Annotated in this window: 12 protein-coding genes; 7 read left to right on the top strand and 5 right to left on the bottom strand. The window is 75.1% G+C overall.

What is annotated here, in order from left to right:
• Window positions 1-18 precede the first annotated feature (18 nt).
• Window positions 19-879, top strand: a complete 861-nt coding sequence (locus AB0M99_RS28600; RefSeq protein WP_365925377.1) for a UbiA family prenyltransferase — start codon at window positions 19-21, stop codon at window positions 877-879.
• Window positions 880-969: 90 nt separating this feature from the next.
• A complete protein-coding gene (locus tag AB0M99_RS28595; RefSeq protein ID WP_365925375.1) occupies window positions 970-2,007 on the top strand; it encodes a PHP domain-containing protein in 1,038 nt (345 codons plus the stop codon).
• 15 nt (window positions 2,008-2,022) lie between these two features.
• On the opposite strand, the gene AB0M99_RS28590 is transcribed toward AB0M99_RS28595, so the two are convergent.
• A complete protein-coding gene (locus AB0M99_RS28590; protein ID WP_365925504.1) occupies window positions 2,023-2,760 on the bottom strand; it encodes a VOC family protein in 738 nt (245 codons plus the stop codon).
• 215 nt (window positions 2,761-2,975) lie between these two features.
• Here AB0M99_RS28590 and AB0M99_RS28585 point away from each other — a divergent pair, with 215 nt between their 5' ends.
• Window positions 2,976-4,043: a GNAT family protein gene (locus AB0M99_RS28585; RefSeq protein WP_365925373.1), complete on the top strand. Its 1,068-nt coding sequence runs from the start codon at window positions 2,976-2,978 to the stop codon at window positions 4,041-4,043.
• Window positions 4,044-4,077: 34 nt separating this feature from the next.
• Here AB0M99_RS28585 and AB0M99_RS28580 read toward each other — a convergent pair whose 3' ends face one another.
• Together AB0M99_RS28580 and AB0M99_RS28575 are read right to left on the bottom strand one after the other, a co-directional pair.
• Complete coding sequence (locus AB0M99_RS28580) at window positions 4,078-4,491, bottom strand: peptidase inhibitor family I36 protein (RefSeq protein WP_365925371.1); 414 nt, start codon at window positions 4,489-4,491, stop codon at window positions 4,078-4,080.
• 34 nt (window positions 4,492-4,525) lie between these two features.
• Window positions 4,526-5,410, bottom strand: coding sequence for a hypothetical protein (locus AB0M99_RS28575; RefSeq protein ID WP_365925369.1), 885 nt, complete (start codon window positions 5,408-5,410; stop codon window positions 4,526-4,528).
• 146 nt (window positions 5,411-5,556) lie between these two features.
• On the opposite strand from AB0M99_RS28575, the gene AB0M99_RS28570 reads away from it, so the two are divergent.
• From AB0M99_RS28570 to AB0M99_RS28560, 3 genes are all read left to right on the top strand, one after another.
• Window positions 5,557-8,448, top strand: a complete 2,892-nt coding sequence (locus AB0M99_RS28570) for an XRE family transcriptional regulator (RefSeq protein WP_365925367.1) — start codon at window positions 5,557-5,559, stop codon at window positions 8,446-8,448.
• Between the two features lie 32 nt (window positions 8,449-8,480).
• Window positions 8,481-9,458, top strand: coding sequence for a 2-oxoglutarate and iron-dependent oxygenase domain-containing protein (locus AB0M99_RS28565; protein WP_365925365.1), 978 nt, complete (start codon window positions 8,481-8,483; stop codon window positions 9,456-9,458).
• A gap of 81 nt (window positions 9,459-9,539) precedes the next feature.
• Complete coding sequence (locus AB0M99_RS28560; protein WP_365925363.1) at window positions 9,540-10,721, top strand: alpha/beta hydrolase; 1,182 nt, start codon at window positions 9,540-9,542, stop codon at window positions 10,719-10,721.
• A gap of 26 nt (window positions 10,722-10,747) precedes the next feature.
• Here the strand turns inward: AB0M99_RS28560 and AB0M99_RS28555 are convergent, their stop codons facing one another.
• On the bottom strand, window positions 10,748-12,055 hold the full coding sequence (locus AB0M99_RS28555; protein WP_365925361.1) for a sulfite oxidase: 1,308 nt from the start codon (window positions 12,053-12,055) through the stop codon (window positions 10,748-10,750).
• Between the two features lie 149 nt (window positions 12,056-12,204).
• Between AB0M99_RS28555 and AB0M99_RS28550 the strand changes: the two genes are divergently transcribed.
• The gene (locus tag AB0M99_RS28550) at window positions 12,205-12,738 is read left to right on the top strand and encodes a GNAT family N-acetyltransferase (protein ID WP_365925359.1); all 534 of its coding nucleotides are present in this window, start codon (window positions 12,205-12,207) and stop codon (window positions 12,736-12,738) included.
• A gap of 85 nt (window positions 12,739-12,823) precedes the next feature.
• Here AB0M99_RS28550 and AB0M99_RS28545 read toward each other — a convergent pair whose 3' ends face one another.
• Complete coding sequence (locus AB0M99_RS28545; protein WP_365925357.1) at window positions 12,824-13,582, bottom strand: HNH endonuclease family protein; 759 nt, start codon at window positions 13,580-13,582, stop codon at window positions 12,824-12,826.
• Between the last annotated feature and the right edge of the window lie 470 nt (window positions 13,583-14,052).

The following is a 14,052-nucleotide window of genomic DNA, read 5'->3' as shown; positions in this document are numbered from 1 at the left end:
GCCGCATAGCGTGGCACCGTGCCCGCCACCACCGCAGGACCCCGCCCGCCCCGCACCCGTCCCCGCATCCCCGCGCCCGCGGCCGCCGGCCTGCTGGGGGCCTGCCATCCGCTGCCGGCGGCGGCCGTCACCCTGTTCACCGCCGCCCTGGCCGCCGCCGTGGGGCGCGCGCTCCCCGGAGCCGCCGTCACCGTGGCGGCCGTCGCCGCCGGACAGCTGTCGGTCGGCTGGTGCAACGACCGCGCCGACCTGCGCCGCGACCTCGCCACCGGCCGCACGGACAAACCCCTGGTCGCCGCTACGGTGTCCCCGCGCGCGGTGGCAGCCGCCGCGATCGGGGCGCTGCTCCTGTGCGTGACCCTGTCGCTGGCCGGCGGACTCCTCGCGGGAGCCGTGCACCTCACCGGCGTGGCGGCCGCCTGGGCGTACAACCTGCGCCTCAAGGCCACCGCCGCCTCCTGGCTGCCGTACGCCCTCGCCTTCGGGCTGCTCCCCGCCTACGTCACCCTCGGCCTGCCGGGAGCCCCCTGGCCGCCGCCGTGGCTCACCGCCGCCGCGGCGCTCCTCGGGGCGGGCGCGCACTTCGCCAACGTCCTGCCCGACATCGAGGACGACCTGGCCACCGGGGTGGCGGGCCTGCCGCAGCGGCTCGGCGTACGCCGCTCGGCCGCCCTGGCCGGCCTCCTCGTCCTCGGCTCGACCGCCGCGCTGGTCCTCGGGCCGCCGGGGCCGGTCAGCCCGTACGGATGGGCCCTGCTGGTCGTGACGGCCACCCCGGCCCTGCTCGCGGGCGGCCGGCTCGGCGGCCGCTTCCCCTTCCGCGCCACACTGGCGGTCGCCGCGGCCGACGTGGCGCTGCTGCTGGCCGAGCTCCGCTGAGCCGGGACGGCGGTTCGCGGCCACACTGGGAGCAGAGGGACCACGGACCGCGGAGGGACAGGGACAACAGGAGGCGACAGGAGGTACGCGATGGATCCGGTTGCGGCGCTGGACCGGATCGCCTTCCTGCTGGAGCGCGCCCAGGAGCCGACCTACCGGGTCCGGGCCTTCCGGACGGCCGCGTCGGCCGTCGTGGGCATGGGCGAGCGCGAGGTGGCCGAGCGGGCCCGCGCGGGCACGCTGGAGGCGGTCAAGGGCATCGGCCCCAAGACGGCCAAGGTCGTCCGCGAGGCGCTGGGCGGCGAGATCCCGGAGTACCTGCGGAAACTGGAGGACCTGGCCGCCGCGCACCCGGCGGGCCCGCCGCCGTCGCCCCAGGCCCTCGCCCTGCGCGCGGCGCTGCGCGGCGACTGCCACGTGCACTCCGACTGGTCGGACGGAGGCAGCCCGATCGAGGCCATGGGACGCGCCGCGGCGGACCTCGGGCACGAGTACGCGGTGCTCACCGACCACTCGCCGCGCCTGACCGTCGCCCGGGGGCTCTCGCCCGAGCGGCTGCGCGAACAACTGCGGGCGGTGGCCGAGCTCAACGAGACCTGGGCGCCGTTCCGGCTGCTGACCGGCATCGAGTGCGACATCCTCCTCGACGGATCCCTCGACCAGGAGGACGAACTGCTCGGCGAGGTCGACCTCGTCGTCGGCTCCGTCCACTCGAAACTGCGCATGGAGGCCCCCGCCATGACGCGGCGGATGCTGGCCGCCGTACGCAACCCCCACCTGGACGTCCTCGGCCACTGCACGGGACGGCTGGTGACCGGCAGGACCCGGCCCGAGTCGCAGTTCGACGCCGAGGCAGTCTTCGCCGCCTGCGCCGAGGCCGGCACCGCCGTGGAGATCAACAGCCGGCCCGAGCGCCTCGACCCGCCCCGCCGGCTGCTGCGCCTCGCCGAGCGCGCGGGCACGCTCTTCGCGATCGACACGGACGCCCACGCCCCCGGCCAGCTGGACTGGCAGACCCTCGGCTGCGAACGCGCCGTGGAGTGCGGGGTCCCGGCCGCCCGGGTCGTCAACACCTGGCCCGCGGAAGCCCTCCTGGACTGGACCCGCACCCGCCGCCCGCCCGGCTGAGGCGTCCTCGCGCCCTCACCCGGCGAGCGAGGTCGTGAGAGTGAACAGCGCCCCGTCCGGGTCGCGCAGGGCCACCCAGCGCTCGGCGGGGCCCGACTCGATCTCCGAGACCGTGCGGCCGCCGAGGGCGAGGGCCGCCTCCACCGCAGGCTCCAACGCCGGGACCCGGAAGTGCACGTGCCAGCGCGGCCGGCTGTACGGCGTGTACGAGGCCGCCTCGACGGGGCCGCTGTCGAGCCGGGCGACGGGTTCGCCGCGCTGCCGCAGCACCACCTGGTCCTCCTCGTAGGAGACCTCGCAGCACCCCGGGCGTTCGGTGGCCCACTCCAGCACCTCCCCGTAGAAGATCGCCGACTCGAACGCGTTGCGGGTGCGCAGCTCCAGCCAGGCCGGTGCGGGGCCCGCCCCCACCCGCCAGGAGGACGAGACGCGGCCCTCCCAGATCCCGAACACCGCCCCGTCCCGGTCGGCCACCAGCGCCGCCCTGCCCCCGGACTCGAAGGACACCGGGCCGACCGCGATCGTGCCGCTGCGCTCCCGGATCCGGTCCACCGCCACGTTGGCGTCGTCGACCGCGAAGTACGGGGTCCACGCCACCGCGACCCCGAGGTCCGTGGCCAGCGCCCCGATCCCCGCCACCGGTACCCCGTCCAGCTCGGCGACCGAGAAGGCCTCGCCGAGCCGGGCCGGGCGGAACCGCCAGCCCGCGACCGCACCGTAGAACCGCTGCGACGTCTCCAGGTCGCGGGCCATCAGGCTCACCCAGCACGGCGCCCCGAAGACGTCCTTCGTCGAAATGTCCACCGCTTGCTCCGCCCTTCGTCCGGGCGCCGTCGGCGCGCCGCCACGAGCACAAGCAGTAGCGCCCCGGCCCGGCCGCGGGCACGGCGGCGCGCCCTTGTCACCAGTACGAGGTCTCGACGGATATTCCGTTGGTCCGACGGGGTCCGGGGCCTAGGGTTCGCCCCATGACGATCACGGGCGCGCAGGACGTAGACAAAGCGGTGTCACTCACCACCCAGGCACTGAGGGGCGTGGCACACCTCGACTGGGGCAAGCAGGCCGCCGGCCTGGACTGGAGCTGCTACGACACCGCCGTCCACGTGGCGGGCGACTTCGCCGGCTACGCGGCCCAGCTCACCGGCCGCGCCACCGACTCGTACGTTCCCTTCGAGATCACCGCCGACCCCGGCACCACCCCCGACGGCCTGATACGGATCATCGGGGCGACCGGCGGCCTGCTGTCCGCCGCCGTACGCGCGGCCCGCCCCGGCGACCGCGCCTGGCACCCGTACGGCAGCGCGGGCGCCGACGGCTTCGCCGCGATGGGCGTGGTCGAGACGCTGCTGCACACCCACGACATCCTGTCCGGCCTGGGCGTCCACGACTGGGAAGCCTGCCCGGACCTGTCCGCGCAGGTCCTCGACCGGCTCTTCCCGCACGTCCCGCGCGGCAACGACGCCTGGCGGACGCTGCTGTGGGCCACCGGCCGCGGCGAACTCCCGGGCCTGGCCCGCCAGACGACCTGGCGCTGGTACGCCGATCCCGTCGTGACCGAGCGCCTGACGCTCTGCGAGATCTCCGCCGCGTCCGCCGCCGACCTGCACGCGGGCGGCACCGGCGGCTTCGCCTGGACCGAGGACGGCCCCGCCGACGGCACCCGCATCGGCGCCGGGATGGCGGCCAGAACGCGCGAGGAGGGCCGCTACCTGCCGGGCTGGGGGCCGTACGCCCTCGTCCGCACGAGCGACCGCCGCGCGATCGGCGGCATGGGCTTCCACGCCGCCCCGGACGCCGAGGGCGGCGCGGAGATCGGCTACGACCTCGTACCGTCGGCCCGCGGCCGCGGCTACGCCACCGAGGCGCTCAAGGCCCTGACCGACTGGGCGTTCGCGCACCCCGGCCTCACCGAGCTGCGCGCCAACGTGGCCGAGGGCAACGCCGCCTCCCACGGGGTGGTCCGCCGGGCCGGGTTCGAGCAGGTCGGCGCCGACGACGGACAGATCCGCTACGCCGTGCGGGCCCCCCGGGGCTGATGCCCGGGAGGCCCGCCGAAACGCGCTGCGCGGGTCAGTAACCGCAGTTGGTCACCCACTTGTGGGAGGAGATCCGGTCGTTCCACTCCCACGGGATGTTGCCGGCCGACCCGTTCGGGGCGCAGGTCGAGGCACCGCCGTAGTTGATGTCCTCGTAGACGCGGACATCGCCCAGCGAGCCCGAGTAACCGTTGTTCCACCAGGACGAGGCCCGGTCGTTCATGTTGTAGTTGCCGCCGGAGCCGCAGGTGCGCCAGTCGGAGTCGTTGCCGCTCCAACCACAGCTGGGACCCCCGCGGTTGGTGTCGGCCCAGACCCAGTAGTTGCCGTCCGCGGCCACGCCGGCGGCGTCGGCCGGGGACGCGCTGGCCGTCGTCAGCGTCGCGGGGGCGGCCAGCAGCGGCAGCGCGAGCGCGCAGGCCAGCATCGTCGTACGGAACTTGTTCATGGGGTTCTCCCTCGGTGTGTCCGTTGCCTGTCCGTCATGCGTCGTGTCGAGCCACGACCCGCTCCGCCGTCGGGAGCGCGTCGTTCTGGAGCCTTCGCCCGAGCGTGATCTCGTCCTGGTGCCGAGCACGGACTTGTTCGCCGTAGGTGAGGTCCAGAGCCTGGGAGACCCGCGCCAGCGATGTGCCGGTGGCGCAGGTCGCTTCGACGACCGCGAGTTCGGTCCCGGCCGCTTCGGCCAGGCCCGCCGCGGCCTGCCGGGAGTCGGCCGGGGTCGCGTACGGCCGTCCCGCCGCCCGCATGCAGCCGGCCCACTCGCGGACCGCGTCCGCGTAGCGCCGGTCCTCGCGCACGCGCGTCTCCCGCACCGGCCGCAGGTTCATCGTCACGACCTTGGCGCGGAACCAGCCGGCCAGATCGCCGTACAGCGTGCGCTGCGCCTGCGCGATGCACCCCTCGGTGCTCGCGGTGAGGGTCATCCCGGTGGGCGCCTCAGCCGAAAGGCCCACGGGGGAGCGGCCCATGAGCGCGGTACGGGCGGCCGCGCGCTGCCGCTCCGACAGCCGGTGGAAGTACTTCTGGTTCGGATCGGCCCGCCGTGCCTCGGCGAGGCGCTTCTCGTCGCGGCCGCCGTACCCGTGGACCCGCGCCCACTCCACGTCGTCGACCGCGTAGGGGAAGGACCGTCCCGCCGCGTCCCCGGCGGGAGCCTCCGTGACGGCGTACGGGAAGCCGCGCTCCCGCATGCAGCCGCTGATCAGGATCTGTTCGGCCCGCTCCAGCAGCCGCGTTTCGGCGGCGCTCGGCTCGCGGACCGGCCCCTGCGGCCGGGGCGCGGCGGACGCTCCGCAGCCGGCCAGCAGTACCGCCGCCACCAGGGCGGCCGCGGTGGCGACGGCGGCGTCGAGCGGTCGTTCCATCGGCGTGCTCCTTCCTGTCCCGGTGCTCCGGACTCAGGTCTAGCCGCCTTCCGTTGTTCGCCGTCGGCCCGCTGGCAGTGAACAAACAATTGCTGAACAATCCACCCCGGAACGCAGAAAAGGGCACGAGTGGAAGGGGCCGGTGGATGGCGCGCAAGGAGCGTCCGCTGGAGGGAACCGACGGACCGCTGCTGCACTTCGCCAGAGCCCTGCGCCACCTGCGCCACGAGGCGGGATCCCCGCCCTACCGCGACCTGTCCTCACGCGCGCACTACTCCGTCGCCACGCTCTCCGGCGCCGCGGCCGGCCGTCGGCTGCCCAGCCTGGACGTGACCCTGTCGTACGTACGCGCCTGCGGCGGCGACGCGGGGGAGTGGGAGCGGCGCTGGCACGAGGTCGCCGCCGAACTCGCCCTGGACGGCACGCCGTCACCCGACCCCGGACCCGGACCCGGACCCGGACCCGGATCCGACCCCGGACTCCCGGGGGACGGCGGGCACCGGCTCCCGTACGTGGGCCTCGCGGCCTTCCGCAGCGAGGACGCGGGACTGTTCTTCGGCCGCGAGCGCCTGGTGGAGGACCTCGTCGCCACCCTCGCCCGCCACCGCGTCCTCGCGGTCGTCGGAGCCTCGGGCGCGGGCAAGTCCTCGCTCCTGCACGCCGGGCTGCTGCCCCGGTTGAGGGACGGCGCCCCCCACCGGGCCGTGCGCGTCCTCACCCCGGGACCCCACCCGGCCCGGCTGCTGGAGGAGGTGCTCGCCGGGCTCCCGGGGGCCGCGGACACCTGCCCGGACCACGGCGGCGAAGAAACCGTCCTGGTCGTCGACCAGTTCGAGGAGGTCTTCACCGTCTGCACCGACCCGCGGGAGCGGGAGCGCTTCATCGCCGCGCTCGTCGCCGCGGCCCGGGCTCCAGGCTCCCGCTGCCGCGTCGTCCTCGGCGTACGAGCCGACTTCTACGCCCACTGCACCCGCCACGCGCCCCTGGTCGAGGTACTGCGCGAGGCGCAGATCGTGGTCGGACCGATGAGCGCCGCCGAACTGCGCCGGGCCGTCGTGGAACCCGCCCGGCAGGCCGGCCTCACCGTCGAAGGCGCCCTCCAGGCCACCCTCGTGGCCCACGCCCACGGGCAGGTCGGCGCACTGCCCCTGCTCTCCCACGCCCTGCTGGAGACCTGGCGCCGCCGCCGCGGCGCCGCCCTCACCCTCGACGGCTTCCACGCGGCGGGCGGATTCGACGGAGCCCTCGCCCAGTCCGCGGAAACCCTCTACGCCTCCCTCTCCGCGCGTCGGCAGGAGCTGGCCCGGCAGGTCTTCGGCCACCTCATCGCCCTCGGCGACGGCACGGAGGACACCAAACGACCGGTGGCCCGCGAGGAACTGGGCCAGGACACCGACACCGACACGGTGCTGGCACGCGCCGCCGGGCTGCGCCTGCTCACCCTCGACCACGGGCGCGTCGAACTCACCCACGAGGCACTCATCCGCGCCTGGCCCCGGCTGCGCGGCTGGCTGACCGACGACCGCGAACGGCTGCGGCTCCACCGCAGGCTCTCCGACGCCGCCCGGGCCTGGGAGGACGTCGGCCGGGACGCGGGCGCCCTCTACCGTGGCACCCGGCTCGCCCTGGCCCGCGAGCTGGTCACCACCCGCACGGTCGGACTGACCGCGAAGCAGCGCGAGTTCTACGAGGCCAGCACGGCGGCCGAGGAGGCCGCCGGGAACACCGCCCGGCGCCGCACCCGGAGGCTGCGGTCCCTGGTCGCCCTGCTCGCCGCACTCGTCGCCGTGGCCGCGGTCGCCACCGTCAACGCCGTGCGCGCCGAGGACGAGGTGGTCCGGCAGCGCAACGACGCGGTCGCGCAGAACCTCGCCGAGAGCGCCACCGGCCTGACCAACACCGAGCCGGGACTCGCCGTACAGCTGAGCCTGACGGCCTACCGGCTCTCGCCCCCCGCGCGCACCCGCGACAGCCTCATCAGCACCCTGATGACCTCGACGGCCGCGCACTCCAAGGAAGTCGTCGCCCTCGCCTACCGCCCCGACGGGCAGCAGCTCGCCACCGCGAGCGGGGACCACACGGCCCGGCTGTGGCGGATGCACGGCACCGACCGGCCCGTCGCCCTCGCCACGCTGAGCGGGCACACGGACGACGTCCGCTCGGTGGTCTACCGCTTCGACGGCCGCACCCTCGCCACGGCCGGCGCCGACGGAAGCATCCGGCTCTGGGACGTGGCGGACCCGGCCCGGACCGCGCAGCTCGCGAGGCTCGACGCGCAGGTGGGCGACGTACGCGCCCTCGCGTACAGCCCCGACGGCCGGACGCTGGCCGCCTGCGGCACCGGGGGCGCGGTCCGGCTGTGGGACGTGACGGAACCCGCCCGGCCCGTCGCGCTGACGGGAGTCGCGGGGCACCGGGACGTCGTCCGCGCGGTCGCCTTCAGCCCGGACGGCAGGACCCTGGCCACCGCGGGCGAGGACGCCACCGTACGGCTGTCGGACGTCACCGATCCGCGCCGTCCGGCGCTGCTTGCCGTGCTGGAGGGCCATGACGTGGCGGTGTTCTCCGTGGCCTTCAGCCCCGACGGCCGCACCCTCGCCTCCGCCGCCGGCGGACACACCCCCGTACGGCTGTGGGACGTCACGGACCTGCGGCACCCCGCAGCGCTCGCCACCCTCTCCGGCCACACCGACGTCGTCGGCTCGGTCGCCTTCGGCCCCGACGGCCGTACGCTCGCCTCGGCCGGCGACGACCGGACGGTGCGGCTGTGGTCCGTGGCCCGGCCCGCCCGGCCCGGCCCGCTCACCACCCTCACCGGACACCTCACCGCCGTCAGCTCGGTGGCCTTCAGCCCCGACGGCGCGGTCCTGGCCTCCGGCGGCTTCGACGCCACCCTCCGGCTCGCCGGAACCGACCTCGGCCGGGGCATCGCGGAGGCCTGCGAACACACGGGAGAGCGGATCACCCGCGCCCAGTGGACCGCCCACATGCCCTACCTCGCCTACGCGCCTCCGTGCGGCGGGCGGCAAACGGACTAGCCTCGATCCCACCGACCGGAAGGCAGGCCTTCATGGCGAGCTCCCAAGTCCCCGTGATCGATCTCGGACCCTGGCGGAACGGCGGGCCCCAGGCACGCGCCCGGATCGGGGCGCGCGTCGACGAGGCCCTGCAGAGCGCCGGCTTCCTGCTGGTGGCCGGCCACGGGGTCGACCCCTCCCTGCCCGCCCGGATCCGGGAAACCGCCCGCACCTTCTTCCGGCTGCCCGCTGCCGCCAAGGAGCCGTACTCGGTCGCCGTGGGCGGGCGCGGCTGGCTCGGCCCGGGAGCGGAGGCCAACAGCTACGCCGAGGGGGCCGCCTCCCCGCCCGACCTCAAGGAGTCCTGGTCCTTCGCGGCGGACGACCCGACCGGGGTCGCGGCGGTGGACGCCGAATGGTTCCGCCCGAACACCTGGCCGCGCGAGACCCCGGAACTGCGGCCCCTGGTGGAGGAGTACCTGGCCGCGATGCGGGCGCTCTCCGACGAGGTGCTGGAGCTGCTGGCCGCCGCCCTGGGCCTGGCGACGGACCACTTCACCCGGCACACGGGACACCCCACCTGGGGGCTCAACCTCAACTGGTACCCCGGAACCGAGGTCGTCGGAGAGCCCCTGCCCGGACAGTTCCGCATCGGTGCGCACACCGACTTCGGCACGGTCACCGTCCTCGACCGCCAGCGGGGCGCGGGCGGGCTCCAGATCCACACCGATTCCGACGGCTGGCAGGACGCCCCGTACGACCCGGCCGCGCTCACCGTGAACATCGGCGACCTGATGGCCCGCTGGACGGGCGACCGCTGGCGGGCCGGCCGCCACCGCGTCCTGCCGCCGCCTGCCGACGCACCGGCAGAGGAGCTGATCTCCCTGGTCTACTTCTACGAATGCGACCCGAACACCCGCGTGGAATCCCTTCCGGCCCCGGTCGGCAGGGTGGCGCACGACCCGGTCGACTCCCACCGCTACCTGCGGGCCAAGCTCGACTCCATCACCGTCCCTCAGACTTCGGGATGACGCGGGCAGCGACTGCGGTCGCAGGCCCGGTCCGCCTGTGAGCTGACGTTCCGCCAGGCCGGGCCGCCTAGGTTCGTCCTCATGACCACACGCCGAACTGCCGTGTCCGCAGCTCTACTTGCTCTCCTCCTTCCGCTCGCCGCCGCGGGCGTGTCAACGGCGGCCGAGGCATCACCGGCCGCCGCCGCACGCCCCGCCGCGTCCTTCGACCCCCAGCGGACGCCGGCGGAACTCCCGCACCCCACCGGCCGGTTCGCCGTCGGCCAGGAGACCCTGCACCTGGTGGACCGCCGCCGGACCGACCCCTGGGCGCACGCCGGCCCGCGCGAGCTGATGGTGACCATGCGCTACCCGGCCCGCCCCGGCACGGGCGGCCCGGCGCCCTACCTCACCGCCGAGGAGGCCCGACTGCTGCTGATCGACCGGGAACTGGACCAGGTGATCCCGGCGGAGACCCTGGCCGGCACACGGACCCACTCCCGGTCCGGCGCCCGCCCCGTCGGCGGCCGGTACCCCCTGATCGTCCTGTCCCCGGGCTTCACGGTCCCGCGCGCCACCCTCACCTCGCTGGCCGAGGACCTGGCCTCGCGCGGCTACGTGGTCGCCGCCGTGGACCACGCCTACGAGAGCGCCGCGACCGCCTTACCCGGTGGCCGCGTACGGGAGTGCCTGGCCTGCGACCAGGTCGACGGGCCCGACGGCGTGCGCGCCGTCACCGAGGTCCGCGCCCGCGACGTGTCCTTCCTGCTGGACCGCCTCACCGCACGCCACCCGGCCTGGCGCCACGCCGACCTCATCGACCGGAGCCGCATCGCCATGGCGGGCCACTCGATCGGCGGCGCGTCCTCGCTCGCCGCGATGGCCGCCGACCGCAGGATCCGGGCCGCGATCGACATGGACGGCGGATTCGCGACCCCCCGGCCCGGGAGCGGCGCCGGCGGCCGCCCCTTCATGCTCCTCGGCGCGCAGGCGAACGGCCCCGGCGCCATCGACAGCTGGGACGAGGGCTGGCCCCGCCTCGACGGCTGGAAGCGGTGGATCACCTTCGCCGGCTCGGGCCACTTCACCTTCACCGACTTCCCGGCCATCGCCGACCAGCTGGGTCTGCCCGACCCCGACGCGCCGCTGGCCGGCGCCCGGTCCGTCGAGCTGACACGGCGCTACGTCGGGGCCTTCTTCGAGCAGCACCTGAAGGGACGCCCCCAGCCCGTCCTCGACGGCCCGGCCGCCGACGCCCCCGAGGTCCGCTTCCACACCCCCTGAGGCCCCGGCGCCCGTACGGACCGCGGTCAGACCACCAGCACCGGGTGGCGCACGACCGCGTCGAAGAGGTACCCCTCCGTGTTGTAGTCGGCCGTCGCGGGCTGCGTGCGCCCGGTGGCGTCCGTGGCCCGCGCCAGCAGGGCCGTCGTTCCCGTGGCCCGCGGGGTCCAGGGCAGCGACCAGCGCACCCAGCTGCCCCGCCGCGGGGCGTCGTGCAGCCGGGCCCGCTGCCAGCGGGCGCCGCCGTCCGTGCTGACCTCCACCTGTCGCACCGGCGCGGCGCCCGACCAGGAGCGGCCGGTCAGCAGCCGCGTCCGGTGCACCGGCACGGTGGCGCCGAGCTCCAGCTCGAAGGCGCTCTTGAGGGTCTGCCGGGTGAGCGCGGTACCGCCCCCGGCCGACTGCCCGGGACCGAACATCCGGTACAGGTCGGTGTTCCACGGCGAGTACAGCGGCTCGTCGCTCACCTCGATGTCTCCGACCCACTTGACCGAGGAGATCCCGATCCAGTCCGGCACCACGACCCGCACCGGGGCCCCGTGGTCGGGCGGCAGCGGCTCGCCGTTCATCTCGTACGCCAGCAGTACGTCGTCCAGCGCCTTGGACACCGGCAGCGGGCGCCGCACCCGCCCCAGGTTCACCCCGTTCGCGACCACCTCGCCGTCCAGCCCGCGCGGCAGCACGTCGACGGCCCGGCGCGTCACGCCCGCGAGCCGCAGTACGTCCGACAGCCGCACCCCGCGCCAGCGCGCGACCCCGATCGCGCCGAGCGTCCACGCCGTGCCGCCGACCTTCTGGCCCTGCTGGGTGGTGTAGAAGCTCCGGCCGTTGCCCGCGCTCTCGATGAACAGCGTCCGGGCGACGGACGGCAGGGAGCGCAGCCGGTCGTACGAGAACTCCACCGGGCCGCCCGCCAGCCCGCTGCCCCAGATCCTCAGGCGCCACCCGTCGGTGTCGATGCGCGGGGTGGCGGTGTGGTTCCGTACGAAGAACCGGTCCACGGGGGTGAGCCGGCCGGTGCCGCGCAGGGCGGCGAAGTTCGTCTCCGCGTTGGTGCCCCGCAGGGTGAACAGCTCCGGCGGGACCGGCTTGACGATCCCGGGCTGCGCCGCGGCGGAGGAGGTGCCGACCGCGTCGGCGGTGGCGGTCCCGGCGGTGGCCGCGGAGGCCGTTCCGCCCGCGGCCAGACCCAGCGGCGCGGCGGCGGCCGTCCCCGCCGCGAACACCTTGAGCAGGTCGCGGCGCTCCACACCGGCGGAACGGGCGCGGCCGTGGGCCCACTGCCGCAGCCGCGTGCGGTCGTACTGGCTCTCGGCGGTCGGGTCGAAGGGCATGACAGGGCTCTCCTCGGTCGCGGTTCCCGACGGACCGTAGGAGGTACGGTCGGGCCGCGGGAACCTTCCCACCGCGATGGCCACGAACCTGCAACACGGCAGCAATGGCGGATTACCGGTTGGTCGGCTGCTTTGGGCAGGATGTGGGCATGACCGAGATCCGCACCCCCCGCCTCCTCCTCCGCCGCTGGACCGACGACGACCTCGTCCCCCTGTCGGAGATCAACGCCGACCCGGAGGTGATGCGCTGGATCGGCGACGGCTCCACCCTCGACCTGGACCAGACCGCCGAGGAGATCGAGCGCTGGGAGGACGAGTGGGACGACGAGGGGTTCGGCCTCTTCGCCGTCGAGCTGCTCGCCTCGGGGGAGCTGATCGGAGCGGTCGGGCTGTCCGTGCCGGAGTGGCTGCCGGAGGTGCTGCCCGCGGTGGAGATCAGCTGGCGGCTGGGCCGGTCCTTCTGGGGCCAGGGGTACGCCTCCGAGGCCGCGCACGCGACGCTTGAGTTCGCGCTCCAGGACCGCGGACTCGACCGGGTCGTCGCCGTCAACCGCGCGGGCAACGAGGAGTCCGAGAGCGTGATCCGCAAGCTGGGCATGGTGCCGGAGAAGGACACCGCGCACCCGGAGTACGGCTCCCTGCTGAACATCCACGGCATCGACCTCACCGAGTACGAGGCCTGAGCCGAGGCCTGAGCCGCGACCCGAGCCGAGACCCGAGCCGAGACCGGAGCCGCGACCCGAGCCGAGACCCGAGTACGAGGCCCGGCTAAGGCGTACAGGTGTCCAGCATGGTGCCCAGCATCTTCTTCTCGGGCTCGGTCACGGTGAGCCCGTAGGTGGACTTGACCGTGGTCCAGGCCCGGCCGTACTGGCACCAGGACGACTTGGCCGGGGGCTGCCACAGGTTGGGGCTCTGGTCGCCCTTGGACCGGTTCGAGGAAGCCGTGACCGCGAGCAGCTGAGGGTTGGTCAGGTCGTTGGCGAAGGCCTTGCGCTTGGCGGCGTCCCAGCCGGCCGCGCCGGAGCGCCAGCCCTCGGCGAGCGGCACCATGTGGTCGATGTCCATCTTCGACGCCTCGCCGACAGCCACGCCGTCGTACAGGCTCGTCCACTTGCCGGAGACCGCCCGGCACTCGGAGTCGCGGGTCACGTCCGTGCCGTCGCGCTTGAGCACGACCTCCCGGGTGTCGCACTTGTCGCCCTGCTCGGCCCAGTGCGTGAACTTGGCGCGGCTGTAGCCGGCCATCGTGCCCGGCTCGGCCACCTTCAGCGCGGCCAACTGGGTACGGGCCACGGCCGCGCTGACCATGCCGGGCAGGACGTCCCCCGCTGCGGGCTTGCCGTCGTCACCGGGCGCGGATGCGGACGGGGACGCGGACTGCGGCGCGGACGGGGACGCCGGTATCGACGCCCGCGCGGTCGGCCTCCCGTCGTCACCGGCTCCGCCGCCACCGGCACAGCCGGCCACCGCCAGCAGCAGCGAAGCCGCCAGGACCACACCGGGCACACGCGTCTGACGTTCCATTACCCCACCCCAACCGGCTGCTCGCACTGTCCGGGACAGACTACCCAAACCAGGGCGTCCCACCCACGGCGCACCCCCGGCCCACCCTCGGGCGGGCGTTGTCAGTGGCCCTCGCTAGTCTCCCGGCATACCGCAGTTCAGGGGGGCTTTCGCCACCCCTGTCAGGGCTCCGGCCCAGACCCAGGGCCATGGCCTGGCCCCGGTTCAGGGCCCGGCCCAAGGCGCGGCTCCGGATCCGGCCTGGGCTCCGGCCCAGGGCCCGGCGTCGGCCGCGGCTCCGGCTCAGGGCCCGGCCGCGGCTCCGCCCCAGGGCCAGGGCCAGGCCTCGGGTCAGGGTCAGGGCCAGGCCTCGGCTGGGGCTCCGGCCCAGGGCCCGGCTCCGGCCCAGGGCCCGGCTCCGGCCCAGGGCCCGGCTCCGGCCCAGGGCCCGGCTCCGGCCCAGGGCCCGGCTCCGGCCCAGGGCCCGGCTC

Source organism: Streptomyces sp. NPDC051183, assembly GCF_040682455.1.
Classification (GTDB): domain Bacteria; phylum Actinomycetota; class Actinomycetes; order Streptomycetales; family Streptomycetaceae; genus Streptomyces.
Note: the sequence above shows the minus strand (reverse complement) of the source record. Positions and strands in the feature narration are given on the sequence as shown.